Raw genomic sequence first — 17,945 nt, forward strand, 5'->3', positions numbered from 1 at the left:
GACGCTAATCTTCAGCGATCTGGTAGCCCAGCCCGCGCACGGTCTGGATGCAGTCCTCGGGCAGTTTCTTGCGCAGCCGGCCGACAAAGACCTCGATGGTGTTGCTGTCGCGGTCGAAGTCCTGGTCGTAGAGGTGTTCAGTCAGCTCGGTGCGCGAGATCACCTTGCCCTTGTGGTGCATCAGATAGGTGAGCAGGCGCAGTTCGTGGCTGGTCAGCTTTACAGACTGGCCATCGACCGTCACCTTGCCGGAACGCGCGTCGAGCCGGACGCTGCCCGAGACGATTTCGTTGGAGGCCAGGCCCGCCGCGCGGCGCACCAGAGCACGGATGCGGGCCAGAACCTCTTCCATGTGGAAGGGCTTGGCGACATAGTCGTCGGCGCCGGCATCGATGCCCTGCACCTTGTCGCTCCAGCGGTCGCGCGCCGTCAGCAGCAGCACCGGCATGGTCTTGCCGGCCCGACGCCAGGATTCGAGCACAGAGATACCATCCATCTGCGGCAGGCCGATATCGAGCACCACGGCGTCATAGGGTTCGGTTTCGCCGAGGAAGTGTCCCTCCTCACCGTCAAAGGCCACGTCGACGGCATAGCCGCCCTCGGTCAGGGCGTCCTTGAGTTGGCGATTGAGGTTGATGTCGTCTTCGACAACGAGAATGCGCATATCCGGCCCCGCGGCGTTGGCTTGGTCTATTGGGCGCTCAGCACCAGGTTCTGGGCTTCCCCGGAAGCGGCCAGCACGCCGATATGGTAGACGAGACGCCCACCCTCGTCACACACGGCGACATTGAGCACCTTGGCGCTGCCATCGATGCCGGCCGAGGCCAGCACGGCATCAAGCGACATGATCTGGCCGGAGGCCACCGCCTCCTGGATCTGGCGATTGTCGAGACAGGCCTGCGCCTGGGCTGCGCCGGAGCCCAGCAAAGCAAGCGCCAGCGCCAATGCAAGCGGGGCCAGACGGAGGGGAAACAGTGTTTTCATGGGCGCAATCTAGGGCAGCATTGCTGAATGGGACATGAATGGGGCGCCTTGGCCAATATGTCAAAACTTCAATGAGCTGCCGGCATCGCGCAGGATGGCATTGGCAGTGTGCCGGCTTTTGAGGTTGCGGGGCACGATCAGTGTCCTGACGGATAAATTGATCCACTTTTCGTGTGATCCCTTGGCATTGACCAGCTTGTTGTACCCCAGCTGGCGGAGTTCGCTGACAACCGCCCTATAGTAGCCGTCAACCAATCACGCCGCCTGGATCGCTGGACGCTGCCAGATGATGGTCGGAATCAGGTCTTCGGGTGCCGCCGAGCGCAGTTCCTCTTCGGTAAAATGATTGGCCATGACCAGGCCCGGGCCAAGCTCCAGCATCACCGCCTCGAAGGCGTCAACGGTGGGCGCCTCGATGTGGAGGCCGATAATGTCACTCTGGGCATAAAAGACCTTTGCCTCATCGTCCCAAAGCGCGGTCACCGTAAATACGCGTTTTGCCATTTTCGCCTCGCCTGGAAAGAAAGCCGGTGGGTCCAAATATCGCTCCCACCGGCCCGCATTGCAAGGCGGCCCCTACGCCCTGGCAATATCCCCCTTGAGCCCCTGGCGCAGGAAGATCACCGCCAGGGATTCCATGATCAGGTGCCCGGCCGAGCCGCTATCGAGCGCCGGTAGGTCCACGCCCAGCACCTGGGCGAGGCCGGCCAGCAGCATGAAACCGGCGGTGATATAGGTCTTGTAGCCACTCAGAATATCCATGATCGAGCTCCATTGATCGGGTTTGGATGGGGATGTGGGCGTGGCGGCGTCAAGCAAGGCCGCAGCCCGGACGGCGGCGACGCGGGCGGACCAGCCCTTGCCAAAGGTGGCAAAGGTCGTGAGCCGGTTGAGAAAACCGAGGCGGCTGTCGCAGAGCGACCCGATCAGCCCGGCCGCGCCCTCGCGGTCGACGCGGCTGGTGATCGCTGCCAGAGTCAACGGGCCGATGACCCCGTCCGTCGTCACGCCCAGTTCGGCCTGCAGCGTGGCGATAGCGCGGGCCGGGCCGGAATTGACGGCGAAATCGAACAGCGCCAGGTCGAGCCCGGCCGGCAATTGCCCCGCCTTGCTGGCGTCCCAGTAGAGGGCGCGATAGATGCGCGCCGCCTCGTCCCGCCCCAGGCCCTGCACAGCGCTTTTGGGCAGCGCCCACCAGGGCGAGACCTGACGCCGGCGCGCCAGCGTCTTGCGGGTAATACCCAGATTGGTGGCGCCGCCGGGATCGCTGGGATGGTCGGCATAGCCGCCTTCATGAAGCAGTACCGCGTCCAGACAGATGTCAAAGCGGGTTCTAGCCATGGAAATCTCCTGATGCGGCATGGCCCGCGCCCAGCACGGGGCTGAGCTGGGCGACAGAAAAGCTGAAGGCGCCGGGCAGGCCGCCGAAATCGAGCAGCTGCTCGGCGCTGGAATAGAGGGCTGTGGGCGATCCCACGTCGATGACGCGCCTGACCACGCCGCCGTCGAGAATGGTCAGGCGATAGGCCTCGGGCGCATGCTCGAGCGGCGCATCAGCCAGACCCCAGCCATCGCCATCGGCGCGGCTGCAGCGGGTCCAGGTCAGGACAATATCGCCGTCCGGCTGGCGCCGCGCCCGCAGATGCACCGGCGGCAGCGGCAAAGCCGGGCCCAGATCGACCGCCAGGGTCAGCGGAGTCCCCTCGACGTCGCCGCTGCCGGCATAGAGCCGGAGCGCCCGCGTCTCGCCCAGCCAGGCTGTTTCGATCGGCAAGGTGGCTACCCGGCTATCGAGAATGATGACCCTGGCGCCGATGGCGGCAGGTCCGATGGCCGGTCCCGTGCTCTCGAGCCCGCGCAGCAAGCCCGTCAGCCGATAGCGCCCCGGCGCCACCAGGCTGGCAGCGGCAAAGCCGATCACCTCCCAGGCGCCAACATCGGTCTGCACCGCCAGCCGGTTGCTGCCAGCGAGCACAGCGAGGTCTTCCGCCGAGGCTAGGTGCCCTTCATGCAGGGTCACCTCGACGCCCGGCCCGCGATCCCAGACCGCGCGCGGCCCGGCTGCCAGCGGCGTCGCCAGCACGCCCAGCTCGCCCCGGCGCGCCAGGCTTGCCAGACTGGTCCCGGTGGTCTCGTCCACCAGTTGCAGCGCGCCCGGCCAGGGCTGGGCATAGCCGGCCAGCGCCAGCCGCGCGCGGGTCGGCTCGGCCGGCAGCGGCGGCAGCTGCGCCAGCGCCAGCAGCGGCACGGCGCGCACTGCATTGTCGCTGCCGCCGCGCAGCGAGCGATCGCCACCCACCGCGACTGCGGCAAGAGCCGGCAGCGCCTGGACCGTCACTTTTCGGGTCAGGCGATCGTTGATGGCGGTGATCTCGAATGGGCCTTCGGCGAGGCCCGCGATCGCGACGACATCGCCGGGCTCCAGCGCCAGTTGCGCCGGTGGCAGCTCGAACTCCAGGGTTTCGCGCCGGGCGCTCTGCCCGTCGAGCAGGCGTTCGGCCGCCAGCCTTGCTGCGGCGCCATCGAGCACCAGCGCCATGCTCTCGCCCGCCAATGGACCGTCGGCCTGAGCCAAAGCTGTCACCGTGCCGGTCAGATAATCGCGCTCGCGGTCGACAAAGCTCAGCGCCAGCCGCCCCGGCTTTTCTGCCGGATCGCCGCGGCGCCGCGACAGCGTCGCGCCCTCGCCCTGCGCCAGCAGCGCCGGCTCCAGCGTGACTGCCGCCTGCCGGCTGGCCGCGCCCAGATGCAGCCCGTCAGGCCCATGCCGCAGCCCCTGCCCCGTCACGGCGATCAGCGGCTCCAGCGCGGCGCGGCCGGTGGTGGCCGTGCCCAAAGTGTAGCCGCTGACAAAGGGCAGGCTCGCCTCCGCCGTCAATGTCACGCCATGCTCGGCCGCCAAAGCCACCGCCAGTTCGTCGCTGGACAGCCCGCCGAGCCGCCCGGTCAGCCAGTGGCCGGTGCGGTGGTTGGCGCCGTCCGACCACACCTCTGTGAGCGCCGGAAAGGCCGGCCAGGGCCGCGCGTCCCAGGTCCAGTGATAGATGCGGTCGATGTCCACCATGCCGGGCGGATTGTTGGCCGGGTCGCGCCAGAAGGCCTGGTGGGCGCGCAGAGCCTGGCGCTGCATCAGCGGATCGGCCATGCCGGTGGAAAAATGCGGCCCTCCGCTTTCGGCGCTCTTGTCGTCGCCAAAGATATTGGGCTGGTTGGCCCCCTTGTCGACGGCGCCGGAGCCCAGCTCATCACACCAGGCCGCAGCAAATTGCGGTCCCCGGAATCGGTCGGGGTCTGACGCCGACATCACCATGTCCCGCACCCCGTTGGGCCAGTACAGTTCATTGTCCTTGAGCCTTGGGCGTTCCTTGTCGGGATGAACGCCCAGGATGCCGCTGTCGCCCCGTACCATGATGGACGCGGCTTCGGTCATGGTTTCCCCGACCAGCGCGATCGGACTGACGCCCCTGGCCGCCAGGCCACGGACCCATTCGGCACCGGCCCGCGTCTTGCCGGCGCCGCGCCCGCCCAGCAGCAGCCAGGTTGTCCAGTCGCCTGCCGGGGGGCGCTGTTTATCCAGCGCCCATTTGTGCCAGTTGAAATAGAGCGCCTCGGCGTCTTGCTCGGTTTTGGAAAAGGCCAGCTCCTGGGGGCTGGCGGGGCCATAGAGTTCGTCATCGGGCGCCGGGGCCTCAGCGGTTTCTGAATTGCTCAATGCGCTTGGCCAGTTTGTTGCGCAGGTCCGTCATGTCCTTCTTGCTGGCCGGCTCGGCATTGCGCTGTGCAGCGCCCATTTCGAGCAGTGCGTCCAGCGTACGCACCTCCAGGCTGAGTACCCGTGCCTGCCGGTCGATTGGTTCATCTGTGGCCATTTCCAATTGCCTTACCTGTTTGTCGAGCACCTTGAGCATCCGCGCGACGAGGTCGTCATACCGGACGATGCGGGCGCGGGCACTGAGCCAGCCTTCCACTTCCCTGCGGTAGCGCAGTTGCGCCAGGGTGATGCCATAGCGCTGGCAGATGGTGGCGGGGTGGAACTGACGGCCCTCATATTCGGCGCGGATCGCATCCCAGCGAATGCCGGGCGGTTCGGTCAACAGGCTGTCGCTATCCATGTCCATGACTCACTTGTGAATCGCCGCCGCGCCATGGCCTGGAACCAGATGAATCCGTCGCGGATTCACCTGCAAAGCCGTCCACCCGGGAGGACCCGATGTCCGCCGTGATCCGCCATATCCACTACAAGCCCGAAAGCCGCGAGCTCTCGATCTGGTTCGGTCCCGAGGGCCGGCGCTATAGCTATTTCGATGTGCCCGAAGCCATCTTTGCGGGCCTGCGCAACGCCGAGTCCCGCGGCCGGTTCTTCAACCAGGCGATCCGTGACCGCTTCGCCTGCGTGCTCGTCGATCCGTCCGCCGTGCGCAACCGGCGCTGGCGGGCGCTGCATCCGGGTTCTTTACCCACTTCTTCGACTGTGCCTGAACAATAGCATGCCAGCGTGACGCGGGGATAACTGGGATAAGTTGGCGGTAAAAAACGGCGCGGATGACGTGCTGATCGCGGCGAAGCGCGCGGGCAGATCAGCGAATACAACCGACACTGCCTCAACGGCCCGGGACAGCTGGCCAAAGCCACGCCGCATCTGCACGAAATATGCGAGCACCCGTCCGGATTCGAAAACCTGTCGACTAGCTACGTAAAAGGCCCATAGGGTAAGCAAGGCAGGCGCCTTTCCAGAACACCGGCAAGGCAGCAAGGAGTACATGAATGAGAAGCTTGACGATTGCCGTGGCGTTGACGGTCTCCTGCAGCCTTGTTGTGCCTGCGGCCGCGCAGAAAAGCCCCATCAAGGAAGGCGATTATGTGTGCCGGAACAACGGGCAGATCACCGGCTCCTTCCAGATCGACAGCGCCTCGACCTATGTCGATGGCGCGGGCCAGCAGCGCAGCTATCAATATGACCCTTCGCTCAACGTCCTCAATTTCGATACCGGCAAGCAGTATTTCATTGGTCGGGAGAACCTGCTCATTCTGCTTGAAAACGGACAGATCGGAAAGCACGGCTGCATCAGGCAGATCAGGTAACAGACCAGGTGTTCAGTAGCCGGCAATTACTGGCCCGACGGCAGCAGTCGACCCGGTTGCGGTCGTTGGTTCCTATCTGAGGCTTATCTGAAAGCGGCCGTTGCCAGTGTCTGGAGAGAAGATGCGCCAGGCAGTTCTCGCTGGCGCATCTTCTGCTGATTACTGACTTGTCGATTCAGCCGCTGCTACCAGGGCGCGTTGCCCGCTGGCTCAACGAAGCGGCCCGACACAGTGTCATCCTCAAACAGGGCATATTCAACCGGCAAGCGGGCCCCTTCTTCGGCAGTCATGAAGCCATTGTTGCCGGTCAAGTCTGTTTTGACATAGCCGGGCGCCACAGAGTTGACTGCAATTCCGGCACCTTTCAGTTCTGCGGCCAATTGCACGGTGAGCATGTTGAGCGCGGCCTTTGAGGCGTTGTAGCCAATGAGACGAGCCTCATAATAAGGCGAGGACGGATCGCCATTGATGGAAAGGGACCCCAGCATAGTGGCCAGGTTGACGATGCGCCCGGCGGTAGAGCTGCGCAAAAGTGGCAGCATGGCCTGTGTCACTGCCAGCGTGCCGAGGAAATTGGTTTCCATAAGCCGGCGTGCAGCCCCGATTGTCGCAACGGAGGGCGGACCATCTTCCGCATCTACGATGCCGGCATTGTTGACCAGAATATCGAGCCGACTATATCGTCCCCCGATCATCTGCGCCGCTGCCTCGATGGTCGCTTCGTCATTGAGGTCGATCTGGACGGCCTCAACATTAAGTCCGTCCGAGCGGAGCGCCGCAACCGCTTGCTGGCCCCGGGTGAGATCGCGTGATCCGAGTAATACCGTGACCCCGGACTGGGCCAGCTGACGAGCAATCTCCAGACCGATGCCCTTGTTGGCGCCGGTCACCAGCGCGATTTTCTGTGTCGTCATCATCAATACCCTTCAGAAATTGGCCAAATGCCTGACGTCAATATATGAAGGATCATTCGAGTTTTGGATTCGCATATGGATGTTGCAGCCCCGGGTCACCTAAGTGCCCGCAAAGTGCCGCGTCAGGCGCGTTCCGCGGTGACGGTCGACGCCATTTTCGAGGCGACCATTCAGGTTCTGCTTGCCGAGGGAGTGCACCGGTTGACCACCACGCGCGTGGCGCAACGCGCCGGCGTGTCTGTGGGCACTATGTACCAATATTTCCCGCACAAGCAGGCGTTGCTTTACGCACTCAACGAGCGCTACCTCGATCGGCTCGCCGATCGGGTGGAGGACGTATGCCTGCACCATCACGGCAAGCCGACCGGCATCATGGTAGCGGCCCTGGTAACGGCCTACTGGGAGGCCAAGACCGAGCGCGCCGATGTCACTCGGGTGCTCTACAGTTCTGCCGTCGAGCTCGATAACGAAGCGCTCATAGACGCGTTCGCCAGGCGTATGGACCAAGCAACAATGACAATGCTTGCCACGGCCCCTGGCGCTAAATACGTCCACCTCGAACTGGTGAATGCCACCCTGTTATCGGTCATTTTTGGCACCGTGCGGAATGTCTTTGAGCGCAATATGCCGTTGACGCTTCAAGTTGATATCCGAAAACAATTGGTAGCGATGTGCATGTCTTATCTTCAGGGATCTGGCGGCTAGCGACTAAACGATCAAATTAGGTCACGTCAGCTTTCTTTGTCGTTCCGCCAAAAAAGCAGCCAGTCCGCTCCCCACCCCATAACCGCCCCCTACCCCTCCCGCGCAAAATCCATCGCCGCCTCCAGCGCCGCCAGGTCGCTCTCGGCGGTCATGGCTTGCCGGGCGCGGGCGGCGACGTCCCGGGCCATGGCCAAGGCCGGCGCCCGGAGATCGGGACTGGCAAAGGCCAGTGTCCTCAGCCCCACCAGCAGGCGCTGCACCACCTCGATGGTGGCCGCGCCGTCGCGGGCAATGGGGCGGAAGCCGTCACTGATCAGGTCGGTCGGATCGAGCGGCGGCACCGAAATCCGGTCATGGCGCGGCTGCCAGTCGGGATCGGCGGCGGGACGGTCGATCAGCACGCGCACCAGCGTGCCGACCACGTCGATGGCGGTGCCCGGATCGTTGATGCCGGGCGATAGCGCCTTGGAGGCGATCTCGCCCAGCACGACGAGGCCAAAGCGCGGGTCGCTGTAAAAGGTGCGACGGTCGCCCACGACAAACGCCGCCTGCAGTTCGTCCACCGCCTCGGCGGGCACCACGCCCTCGATCCGCATGAGCGGGCGGTCGGGCGAGACATAGGTGCCCGGCCGGGCCGTGATGGCGATGGTCAGGTCATGCGCCTGGGCCAGAGCCTGCAACTGGCCGGCATCGACATGCTGTACATAGCCGACTTTGACAGCATTGATGGGCATGCCCTGGGGCGCGATGATCTGCACCCGACAGTCAAAGACCGGATGTTCACCCGACAGGGTAAAGGCCTCGCGCGTTGCGCGCTCCACCCGGTCAATGGTGTGGCCGACCCGGCCAATGGCTGAAATCTGGCCGATCCAGCGGATCAGGGCGGTCACCACCAGCACCACCACGGCCAGGGTGACGGCAAACAGGAACAGCCGCCCGGCCTCGCTATAGAAGCCGGCCGAGAGGCCGATAATGCCGACAATTGCAAAGAGGAAGGCGCCGATGAACATCGAGATGGCGGTCTGGGCGCCGCGATCGGCGGTGATCAGCGCCACCGCCCGCGGCGAGGTCGCACTTGAGGCGCTCGACAAGGCGGCCACCATGGTGGAGAGGGCAAACACCGCCACCGTCAGCAGGCTCGAGGCCAGGATGGTCAGGATCGACACCACCGCATCGGACGGCATGGTGAAGGGCAGGTTTTCGGGGGCAAAGCGCGCCAGAAACCAGGCAATGACGATGCTGAGCACCGCCAGCAGCGAAAAGGCCGCCGGCAGAAACCACATGCGCTGGGCGATCTGGCGAAGATGAAAGGTAAGCTGGCTCATAAAGTCCCCCTGCCCTCAGTAACGCGAAGCGCGGGCAAAGGGTTGTCGAAAAGATCCCGCCCTAGATCCGGACGAACTCAACCTGCTGGCAGGCGATGAACTGGCAGCCGCGCAGCGATAGCCGGTCCTCGTCGACCAGGGTCAGCGATCCGCCGGCGACAGCGCCGCCATAGGTTACCACGCCGCGCCACTGATTGTCAGCGACCGGCCCAGCCTCCCGCACCACGAGCGTATTGAGCTGGGCCAGGTTTTCGGGCGATCGGGCATCGGCGCGCAGCCAGGTCAGCCGGGCGCAGAGTTCGGTGCCGTCGCCGCACAGGCTCACCGCATAGCGCGACTCGCCGGTCGTGGTCTGCCAGCTGCCCACCGGGCTGGGGTCCTCGGCAAAGACCGGGGCCAGGCTGGCCAGCAGCAGCACCAAAGTGGGCAATGTGTCGTTGAGCATGATGGGTCTCGACTAGCAGGTCTGGCCATGCCCCGGCCCGAAGGCGCCGCGCGGCAGCATGATGGATTGGGGTCGGGTTGGCGTCGGCGCAGCCCGCCAATCACCCCAACAAACGCCATCGCCGTGGCCATGATGTGGCAGACGTGTGGGCGTCAGGCCGAACCGCCCCCTGCCCCTCAGCCGAACTTTCGCGCCGCGTCCAGCGCCAGGCCCAGCCCGACGCTGCCCAGCACGTCGGTACGCACCAGTTCGGCATCGGGAAACAAAGCCACCAGCCGGCTGGCAATGGCCGGCACCTGGGTGGAGCCGCCGGTCAGGATCAGGCTGTCGACCTGCGCGCTGCCGATGCCGGCGCGGCGCAGGGTCTCGGCAATGGTGGTCTCGATGCGCTCCACCGAATTGGCCAAAGCCGCAGTGAAATCGGCGATCGAGATGTCGGCGGCCAGGACCTGGTCGCGCACCGGAAAGGCAAAGTCGGCGCGGTCGGCATCCGAGAGCGCGATCTTGGCGGTCTCGACGGCGCCGATCAGGCGATGGCCCAGCCGGTCCTCGATCAGGGCGATCATGGTGCTCACGCGCTCGGGCGCCTGCGCCTCGCGGCCGGTGCCGCGCAGGTCGCGCAGCGCCTGGGCGGTATAGAGCCGGTTGATGCGGTGCCAGGTGGAAAGGTCATAATACGGCGCCACCGGCAGATGGCGCTTGCCGTCGCGGGTCAGCGTGCCCAGGCCCAGTTCGGGCATCACCCTGGCCATGGACAGCAGGCGGTCAAAATCGGTCCCACCGACATGCACGCCCGCCGTGGCCAGGATATCGGCGCTGCGGTCACTGGAGCGGGCGCGCTCGGGCGAAACGCGGACCAGGGAAAAGTCCGAGGTACCGCCGCCCAGATCGACGATCAGCGCCAGCTTTTCGCTTGTCACCTGCCGCTCATAGTCAAGCGCGGCGGCAATCGGCTCGAACTGGAATTCGACATGGCGGAAGCCCTGCGCCCGCACCGCGCCCTCGAGCTGGCCCTGCGCCGCCGCATCGGCCTGGGCATCGTCATCGACGAAATGCACCGGGCGGCCGCAGACCACGCTGTCGACCGGCGCGCCCAGTTCGGTCTCGGCCCGCGCCTTGAGCGCGGCGATGAACAGGCCGATGATCTCGACAAAGCCATAGCTGGTCGCCTTGACCCGGGTGCTGTCGCCGATCAGCGCGGTGCCGAGCACGCTCTTGAGCGAGCGCAGCAGGCGGCCATCGGCGCCGCTGACATATTCGGCCACCGCCTGGCGGCCGAAATAAAGTCGGTCATCCTCGAAGCCGAAGAACAGCACGCTGGGAATGGTGGGCTTGCCGTCTTCGAGCGCCAGCAGGTGCGGCACGCCATGGGCGTCGACCCGGGCAAAGGTGGAATTGGACGTGCCGAAGTCGAGGCCGCAAGCATTGGTCCAGGTGGGGGTCATCGCCGGTCATCCGTGGGAGGGCGGGCATGCTGCCGCCTGAGGGATGGCCGTCTTAAGGGGTCAGCGGTAGGGACGCAACCCGGCGCCGGGCTACCTGTCAGCGCTCAGGCTGCCTTTTCCGCTTGCGCTCAGGCTGCCTTTTTCCGCTTGCGCTCCTGGGCCGGGCGCAGGTCGATGGTCTCAAGCCGGCCGATGCCCTTGCGCTGCGCCTTCTTGAGAGCCTCCAGCGCCGTCTGGAAGAGTTTGCGGTCATAGGCGCCGCGCGGATTGTTGACCGCCAGGCCGATGCTCACCGTCACCGTGCCGGCATGGCTTTCCTTGTGCTCGAGCCCGAGGCGGCGCACGCCGTCATGCATCTTGGCGGCGCTGGAACGGGCCATCAGCACGGGCAGGTCGGGCAAGACCACCACAAAGGTCGAAGCGCCCCAGCGCAGGCACACATCGCTGTCGCGCGGCAGCATGTCGGCCACGGCCTGCATGACGCTGGCGACGCAGTCGTCGGCGGCCGGCTTGCCATAGGCGGAGAGATAATCCTGCATGCGGTCGATCTCGACCACCAGCAGGGACAGCGACACATGCCGGGTGGCTGCGCTGGTCCAGCCATTGGCCAGTTCCTGCTCGATGCGCAGGCCGGGCTTGGGGCGCTTGCCGATGGCGCGGGCCATGGCGGGGAGATCGTCAGTGAGCGCATCGGCGCGCGGCGCCGGTCGCAGCGCCTCAAGGGCCCCGCGCACCCGCGACCAGAAGGGTTCGCCGATATCCTTGTCGATCATGGCGTCTGTCATTTGGCTGCCCATCCTAGGCCCAACAGTGGCTCTGCACGCCACGATCAGGTCACAAGATGGTTAACGAGTTGTAAAGATAGACAGGGAAGCTGGTCCTGGCGCGCGCCGACTGCGGCGATCAAGACGGCTTTCCACATGCAAATGGTTGCAGGATCAGAGCCGGACACCAGGCTATGGCCTGGTGCTGCTGGCTTTCCTGCGCAACTAGATCTCTTCGGGCGGTTCCCATTCGGGCCAGTCGACCGCGTGGTCTTCCCAGGTGTCGGGTTCGACATCGCATTCGAGCACGGTGCGGCCCGAAATCGAGACGCCGACATCGACCACGGTCTGCGGATCGCCCGAAACCAGCGGGTGCCACCAGGCCAGCCCCTTGCCCTCGGCAATGCGGCGATAGGCGCAGGTCGTGGGGATCCAGGGGATTTCGCGCACATTCTTGGGCGTCAGCTTGATGCAGTCGGGCACCTTGGCCTGGCGGCCGGGATAATCGGTGCAGGCGCAGGTATCGCCGTCGAGCAGCTGGCAGCGTACGTCCGAGGTGATCAGGATGCCGGTGTCCTCGTCCTCGAGCTTGAGCAGGCAGCAGCGGCCGCAGCCGTCGCACAAAGCTTCCCACTCGGTCTCGGTCATTTCATCGAGGGTTTTTTCGTCCCAGAAGGCCATCTTAATCCACAGCTGATACGCAAGGGGTCGGTTTGCGCTTGTCTGGCGCAAGGCGCAATCATATTCCAGCGACCACGTTGCATTGCAGCGCGCTGGCGGACAACATTCTCGTGACACGCCGTTTGAGGAAATCTGGTGCAGGACCCGTTCTATACCAAGGAAAAGCGCAAGAAGAGCTCGGGCCTGCTGGCTGCCGATGCCTGGCTCGATTCCTCGCTCTATGAAAGCGGCCAGTCCATGGGCCGCGGTTGGACGCGCTTCCAGGACGTGATGTCGGTCTTCCATGTCGCCGGTTTCAAGCGCCTGGTGGTGGAGATCTTGTCGGACGGATTTTCCTTCCTCGCCATCGGCTGCGGGCTGATGGTGGCCCTCGCCCTGCCCGCCTTTGACGCCACCGCCACCGGCGAGTTCAACAAGGCCGAAGACTATTCGGTCGTCTTCCTCGATCGCTTCGGCACCGAGATCGGCCGCCGCGGCATCCGCTCAGACGATTCCGTCGCCCTGGCCGACATGCCCGACTATCTGATCAAGGCGACGCTGGCGACCGAAGACCGGCGCTTCTACGAGCATTTCGGCATCGATGTGGTCGGTACGCTGCGCGCCCTGGTCAGCAATGCCGGCGGCGATGGCGGCACCCAGGGCGGCTCCTCGATCACCCAGCAATTGGCCAAGAACCTGTTCCTGAGCTCGGAACGCACTATCGAGCGCAAGGTCATCGAGGCGTTTCTGGCCGTCTGGCTGGAATGGCATTACAGCAAGGACCAGATCCTCAAGCTCTATTTCGACAATGCCTATATGGGCGGCGGCAATTTCGGCGTGGTGGCGGCGGCCGACTATTATTTCGGCAAGAAGGTGCAGGATATCGGCCTCGCCGAAGCCGCCATGCTGTCGGGCCTGTTCAAGGCGCCGACGCGCTATGCGCCGCATGTCGATCTGGCGGCGGCGCGCGGCCGCGCCAATCTGGTGCTGAGCAATCTGGTGGCGGCCGGCTTTCTCACCGAGGGCCAGGTGACCGCGGCGCGGCGCCATCCGGCCACGCCGATCGACCGGGTCGCCGATGCCAATTCGCCCAATTACTTCCTCGACTGGGCCTTCGAGGAATCCAAGACGCTGATCGAACAGTCGGCGCACAACACCAACAATTTCGTGGTCCGCACCACCATCGACACCACGCTGCAGAAATATGCCGAGGAGGCGGTGATCTCCACCGTGCGCGAAGGCGCCGAGCAGTATGACGTCGAACAGGCCGCCATGGTGGTGACCGATACCAAGGGCGCCATACGCGCCATGGTGGGCGGCATGGATTACGGCAAGAGCCAGTTCAACCGCGCCATCGTCTCCACCCGCCAGCCCGGCTCGGCCTACAAGATCTTCGTCTATTCGGAAGCCTTCGAGCAGCTCGGCCTCACCCCGGCCGACATGATCACCGACCGGCCGGTCTGCATCGGCGACTGGTGCCCGCAGAACTATGGCCGCAGCTACAAGGGCAGCGTCACCCTGGCCAGCGCCTTTGCCCAGTCGCTCAATACCGTGCCGGTGACCCTCTCGATCAAGACCGGGCGCGACACCATTGCCGCGCTCAGCCACCGCATGGGCCTGCAGGCCGACTATCCGGTGACCCGCTCGCTGGCGCTGGGCGTGGCCTCGGTCTCGGTGCTGGACATGACGTCGTCCTATGCCGTGCTGGCCAATGGGGGCCTCAAGACCAAGGCCTTCGGCATTACCCAGATGGCGACGCTGGCTGGCGAGCCGGTGTTCGACTATGACGAAGAGGCCCCCACCGAGCGCATTCTGAGCGAGACCACGGTGGCCAATATGAACACCATGCTGCGCGGCGTCGTCACCGGCGGCACCGGCAGGCGGGCCCAGGTGCCCGGCGTGCCGGCTCTGGGCAAGTCGGGCACGACCTCGTCCTATCGCGACGCCTGGTTCTGCGGCTTTACCGGCAATTACGTCGCCGCGGTCTGGTTCGGCAATGATGACTATCATCCGACCAACAACCTGACCGGCGGTACCCTGCCCGCCATGGCCTGGCAGAAATTCATGGCCTATGCCCATACCAATATCGAGATCAAGCCGGTCTTCGGCGTCGATTTCGTGCCCGAGCCGGTCATTGTCGCCGATGCCGATGCCGATGCCGCCGCGGCGGCCGAAATCGTGCAGCGTCCCCCCAGCCTGACGCCGGATGCCGCGCGCAAGCTGGTGGTCCTGGCCAGCATGTTCCGCGCCAGTCTGGCCGAAGGCAGCGTTACCACCGAGGCCAGCACGCCGGTCCCCCTGGCCCGCGAGGCGCTGTAGCGTCACCCTCGACGATCTGGCCTGAGCGCCTGATCCGCCCTTCCGCCTCGGGCACCCCCTTGCTATAGGCTGGGGGGCAAGCCCCTCTCGCGCAGGTTCGTCTCGCCCATGCCGATTTTGACTCCGAGCCGCTAGACCGTGCGCTTTGTCCTCTATCTGCTGATGATGATTGCCGTGGCGCTCAGCGTCGGCTTCGGGCTGAGCTATTATGCGCTGACCGACGGCAGGCTGTTCGGCGCGGTGCAGGTCGGCCCCTGGGTCGCCTGGCCCGATGTCGGCGCCGCCGCCCCCAATCCCTATACAAGGGGCCTCCTGGCCCGCGAGGCGCAGCTGCAGCTCGGCCAGGCCGAGGGCCTGCGCTTTGTTGCCAGCATGGATGGCGACGACCAGCCACTGACGCGCAGCTGCAGCTATCGCGTCGCCGGCATGACGCCGCTGGCCACGGCCTGGACGCTGGTGGCGCTGGATGAAGATGGCCGCAATGTCGCCGCGCCGGATATGCCTCAGGCCATGCGCTCGAGCGGCCTGGTCCGGCGCAATGACGGCAGCATCGAGATTGCGGTGGGCACGCGGCTGATGGACGGCAACTGGCTTGAGCTGACGGGCAACGGTCCGTTCAGCCTGGTGCTGACGCTTTATGACACCGCCGCCTTTTCCGGCTTTTCCAGCGATGCGGCCATGCCCATCATTGTGCGGGGGCGCTGCTCATGACGCGCTTCCTGCTCTGGCTGCTGGGTGGCGTGGTGCTGGGCGGCATCATCCACCTCATCGTCATCCTCACCCTGCCGCTGCTCGATGAGGAGACGGTCTGGACCCGGCTGGAAGCGATCGGCGTCGATAACAGCATGGTCATCCTGCCGACCATTGCGGCGGGTCAAGCCAATCCGCTGGGGCTCGATCCCGAAGTGATCTATGGCCTGTGCCGGCTCGATCTTGCCCAGGGGCCGGGCTATCTGCGCGGCGTGCTGCCCGATGCCCCCTGGTCCGTGGCGCTGTTCAACGCGGCGGGCCTCGTCACCTATTCCACCACCAATCGCGACGGCATCGGCCAGACGCTGGACCTGGGCATTTTCAACGCCGCCCAGACCCGGCTACTGGCGCAGCAGCAGCTCGATGTCGCCGAAGGGGTGCTGGTGGTGGAATCGGCCAGCGACAGCCTGTTCGCCGTAGTCCGCCTGCTGCCGCCGCACCAGGCCATGCGCGCCCGCTTTGCCGACATGCTGGCACAGGCCAGCTGCGGCAACCGGGGCTGAACCCGGGCGGTGCCTCCTGCTTTGCTGGGGTCTTTGACATTGCCGAAACAATATTGCGGTGTCAGATGATCCGGACCGGATCATGGCCCGTAAGCGATTGTTGAAGATGGACAATTGCCCTGCGCAAGAAACGCACCCGGCGGTTTGCGTTAATTTCTTGGTTATATTCCTCGGCTAGACTTAATCGATATTTCTTTGAACCAGTGGTCGCGTCAATGGGCTTTTTTACATCGAAATCAAAGGCCTCGACGGCCCATGCTGATCACGCGACCCTGGCCGCCCTCTCAGCCTCGCAGGCGATGATCGAGTTCGACCTCGATGGCACGATCATCACCGCCAATGCCAATTTCCTTGCGGCCATGGGCTATGAGCTCGCCGAGGTGCAGGGCAAGCACCACCGGATGTTCGTCGAGCCGGCCGAACTCAATGCGCCGGCCTATCAGCAATTCTGGGACCGCCTGCGGCGCGGCGAATTCCAGGCGGCCGAATACAAGCGTATCGGCAAGGGCGGCAAGGAAGTCTGGATCCAGGCCTCCTACAATCCGGTAGTCGACTCGGCCGGAAAGCCCTTCAAGATCGTCAAGATCGCCACCGACGTGACCGCGCAGCAGCTGGTCAATGCCGACCGGACCGGCCAGATGGCCGCGATCTCGAAATCGCAGGCCGTCATCGAGTTTGACCTCAACGGCACCATTCTGAGCGCCAATGACAATTTCTGTGCCGCCCTGGGCTACCGGCCCGACGAGATCGTCGGCCAGCATCACCGCATGTTCGTGCGGCCCGAAGAGGCCGCCGGCGATGATTATCGCGCTTTCTGGCAGCGTTTGGCACGGGGCGATTTCGAGGCCGCCGAATATATGCGCATCGGCAAGGGCGGCAAGGAAGTCTGGATCCAGGCCTCCTACAACCCGATCATGGACATGAACGGGCGCCCCTACAAGGTCGTCAAGTTCGCCACCGACATCACCGCGCGCAAGGCCTCGGTCAGCCTGATCGGCGCGGGCCTGGCAAAGCTGGCCGAGGGCGACCTGACCGCGCGCATCGACAAGCCGCTGGTCGGCGAACTCGAATGCATTCGCAGCACCTTCAACGACACGGTCGAAAGGTTCGCCGACATTGTCAGCCAGTTGCGCGACACCTCCTCCATTCTCAAGACGGCCACGGGCGAAATCCTCTCGGGTGCCAATGATCTGGCCGACCGCACCACGCGCCAGGCTGCCGCGATCGAACAGACCAGCGCGACCATGGAGCAACTGGCGGGCACGGTGCGCGAAAACGCCAAGCGCACCGAGGAAGCCAGCCGCACCTCGCTGGGGGTCTCCGAGGCCGCCAGCAGCACCGGCCAGGTGATGAGCGAGGCCAATCTGGCCATGGAGCGGATTTCGCTGTCGTCGGCCAAGATTTCCAACATCATCGGCATGATCGATGACATCGCCTTCCAGACCAACCTGCTGGCGCTTAACGCCTCGGTCGAAGCGGCCCGGGCCGGCGATGCCGGCAAGGGCTTTGCCGTCGTCGCCGTCGAAGTCCGCCGCCTGGCGCAGTCCGCCGCCGGCGCCTCAGCCGACGTCAAGGTCCTGGTCGATCAGTCCGCCATCGAGGTGGCGACCGGCTCGCGGCTGGTGTCGGACGCGGCCGAAAAGCTCCATGCCATGGTCGACAGCGTGCAGGAGAGCACGGGGCTGATCGGCCAGATCGCCAGCGCCACCCAGGATCAGTCCACCGCCATTGTCGAGGTCACCACCGCGGTGCGCGAGATGGATGAGATGACCCAGCACAATGCCGCCCTGGTCGAGGAAATGAATGCGTCCCTGGAACAGACCGAAACCCAGGCCCGCGAACTCGACGAGATCGTCGAGGTCTTCGTGCTCGACGCCCGCCCCGGCGGCGCGACCCGCAGCGCACGGCCGCGCGTCGAAGGCCCCGCCGCCAGGCCCCTGCCGGCGCGTGCCGTCCAGGCGGCAAAGTCCTATGGCGTCCAGGGCAATACCGCGATCAAGCAGGACTGGAACGAGTTCTAGCCACTCGCCTGCCCCCAGCTCCTCCCTG

20 protein-coding genes are annotated in these 17,945 nt (G+C 65.0%); 7 read left to right on the forward strand and 13 right to left on the reverse strand.

Going from position 1 to position 17,945, the window contains the following annotated elements:
• Positions 1-4: 4 nt before the first annotated feature.
• From GDR53_RS02285 to GDR53_RS02315, 7 genes are all read right to left on the reverse strand, one after another.
• On the reverse strand, positions 5-664 hold the full coding sequence (locus tag GDR53_RS02285) for a response regulator transcription factor (protein WP_193336499.1): 660 nt from the start codon (positions 662-664) through the stop codon (positions 5-7).
• Positions 665-690: 26 nt separating this feature from the next.
• Positions 691-984: a hypothetical protein gene (locus GDR53_RS02290; RefSeq protein ID WP_193336500.1), complete on the reverse strand. Its 294-nt coding sequence runs from the start codon at positions 982-984 to the stop codon at positions 691-693.
• Positions 985-1,044: 60 nt separating this feature from the next.
• Positions 1,045-1,239 (reverse strand): type II toxin-antitoxin system HicA family toxin, encoded by a 195-nt coding sequence (locus GDR53_RS02295; RefSeq protein WP_193336501.1) that lies wholly within the window; start codon positions 1,237-1,239, stop codon positions 1,045-1,047.
• A complete protein-coding gene (locus tag GDR53_RS02300; RefSeq protein ID WP_193336502.1) occupies positions 1,240-1,488 on the reverse strand; it encodes a DUF1902 domain-containing protein in 249 nt (82 codons plus the stop codon).
• 72 nt (positions 1,489-1,560) lie between these two features.
• Positions 1,561-2,325, reverse strand: a complete 765-nt coding sequence (locus GDR53_RS02305) for a glycoside hydrolase family 108 protein (RefSeq protein ID WP_193336503.1) — start codon at positions 2,323-2,325, stop codon at positions 1,561-1,563.
• The gene (locus GDR53_RS02310) at positions 2,318-4,696 is read right to left on the reverse strand and encodes a baseplate megatron protein TIM-barrel domain-containing protein (protein ID WP_193336504.1); all 2,379 of its coding nucleotides are present in this window, start codon (positions 4,694-4,696) and stop codon (positions 2,318-2,320) included. Before GDR53_RS02310 ends, GDR53_RS02305 begins: the two co-directional genes overlap by 8 nt.
• Positions 4,674-5,096 carry a hypothetical protein gene (locus tag GDR53_RS02315; protein ID WP_193336505.1) on the reverse strand — a complete coding sequence of 141 codons (423 nt, stop codon included), beginning with the start codon at positions 5,094-5,096 and terminating at the stop codon, positions 4,674-4,676. The genes GDR53_RS02310 and GDR53_RS02315 overlap by 23 nt, the downstream gene beginning before the upstream one ends.
• Before the next feature lie 98 nt (positions 5,097-5,194).
• On the opposite strand from GDR53_RS02315, the gene GDR53_RS02320 reads away from it, so the two are divergent.
• Both GDR53_RS02320 and GDR53_RS02325 read left to right on the forward strand, forming a co-directional pair.
• Complete coding sequence (locus GDR53_RS02320; protein WP_193336506.1) at positions 5,195-5,470, forward strand: KTSC domain-containing protein; 276 nt, start codon at positions 5,195-5,197, stop codon at positions 5,468-5,470.
• 278 nt (positions 5,471-5,748) lie between these two features.
• The gene (locus GDR53_RS02325; RefSeq protein ID WP_193336507.1) at positions 5,749-6,066 is read left to right on the forward strand and encodes a hypothetical protein; all 318 of its coding nucleotides are present in this window, start codon (positions 5,749-5,751) and stop codon (positions 6,064-6,066) included.
• A gap of 185 nt (positions 6,067-6,251) precedes the next feature.
• Here the strand turns inward: GDR53_RS02325 and GDR53_RS02330 are convergent, their stop codons facing one another.
• Positions 6,252-6,983 (reverse strand): SDR family oxidoreductase, encoded by a 732-nt coding sequence (locus GDR53_RS02330; protein ID WP_210321381.1) that lies wholly within the window; start codon positions 6,981-6,983, stop codon positions 6,252-6,254.
• 72 nt (positions 6,984-7,055) lie between these two features.
• Here GDR53_RS02330 and GDR53_RS02335 point away from each other — a divergent pair, with 72 nt between their 5' ends.
• Positions 7,056-7,685, forward strand: a complete 630-nt coding sequence (locus GDR53_RS02335) for a TetR/AcrR family transcriptional regulator (protein WP_193336508.1) — start codon at positions 7,056-7,058, stop codon at positions 7,683-7,685.
• Between the two features lie 89 nt (positions 7,686-7,774).
• On the opposite strand, the gene GDR53_RS02340 is transcribed toward GDR53_RS02335, so the two are convergent.
• The 5 genes from GDR53_RS02340 to GDR53_RS02360 form a co-directional block, all read right to left on the reverse strand.
• On the reverse strand, positions 7,775-9,010 hold the full coding sequence (locus GDR53_RS02340) for a DUF2254 domain-containing protein (protein WP_193336509.1): 1,236 nt from the start codon (positions 9,008-9,010) through the stop codon (positions 7,775-7,777).
• A 61-nt stretch (positions 9,011-9,071) separates the two neighbouring features.
• On the reverse strand, positions 9,072-9,455 hold the full coding sequence (locus tag GDR53_RS02345; protein WP_193336510.1) for a DUF2147 domain-containing protein: 384 nt from the start codon (positions 9,453-9,455) through the stop codon (positions 9,072-9,074).
• Between the two features lie 176 nt (positions 9,456-9,631).
• Complete coding sequence (locus tag GDR53_RS02350) at positions 9,632-10,900, reverse strand: Hsp70 family protein (protein WP_193336511.1); 1,269 nt, start codon at positions 10,898-10,900, stop codon at positions 9,632-9,634.
• Between the two features lie 128 nt (positions 10,901-11,028).
• Entirely contained in the window at positions 11,029-11,685 is a 657-nt protein-coding gene (locus GDR53_RS02355) for a diguanylate cyclase domain-containing protein (protein WP_193336512.1), read from the reverse strand.
• Positions 11,686-11,889: 204 nt separating this feature from the next.
• A complete protein-coding gene (locus tag GDR53_RS02360; RefSeq protein ID WP_193336513.1) occupies positions 11,890-12,345 on the reverse strand; it encodes a YcgN family cysteine cluster protein in 456 nt (151 codons plus the stop codon).
• A 135-nt stretch (positions 12,346-12,480) separates the two neighbouring features.
• On the opposite strand from GDR53_RS02360, the gene GDR53_RS02365 reads away from it, so the two are divergent.
• From GDR53_RS02365 to GDR53_RS02380, 4 genes are all read left to right on the forward strand, one after another.
• Positions 12,481-14,643, forward strand: coding sequence for a transglycosylase domain-containing protein (locus GDR53_RS02365; protein ID WP_232846709.1), 2,163 nt, complete (start codon positions 12,481-12,483; stop codon positions 14,641-14,643).
• A 138-nt stretch (positions 14,644-14,781) separates the two neighbouring features.
• On the forward strand, positions 14,782-15,354 hold the full coding sequence (locus GDR53_RS02370; RefSeq protein ID WP_193336514.1) for a DUF1214 domain-containing protein: 573 nt from the start codon (positions 14,782-14,784) through the stop codon (positions 15,352-15,354).
• The gene (locus GDR53_RS02375) at positions 15,351-15,896 is read left to right on the forward strand and encodes a DUF1254 domain-containing protein (protein ID WP_193336515.1); all 546 of its coding nucleotides are present in this window, start codon (positions 15,351-15,353) and stop codon (positions 15,894-15,896) included. Before GDR53_RS02370 ends, GDR53_RS02375 begins: the two co-directional genes overlap by 4 nt.
• A gap of 215 nt (positions 15,897-16,111) precedes the next feature.
• Positions 16,112-17,917, forward strand: a complete 1,806-nt coding sequence (locus tag GDR53_RS02380; RefSeq protein WP_193336516.1) for a methyl-accepting chemotaxis protein — start codon at positions 16,112-16,114, stop codon at positions 17,915-17,917.
• The last annotated feature ends 28 nt before the right edge of the window (positions 17,918-17,945 follow it).

The sequence above is a fragment of the Devosia beringensis genome, from assembly GCF_014926585.1.
Taxonomy (GTDB): Bacteria; Pseudomonadota; Alphaproteobacteria; order Rhizobiales; family Devosiaceae; genus Devosia; species Devosia beringensis.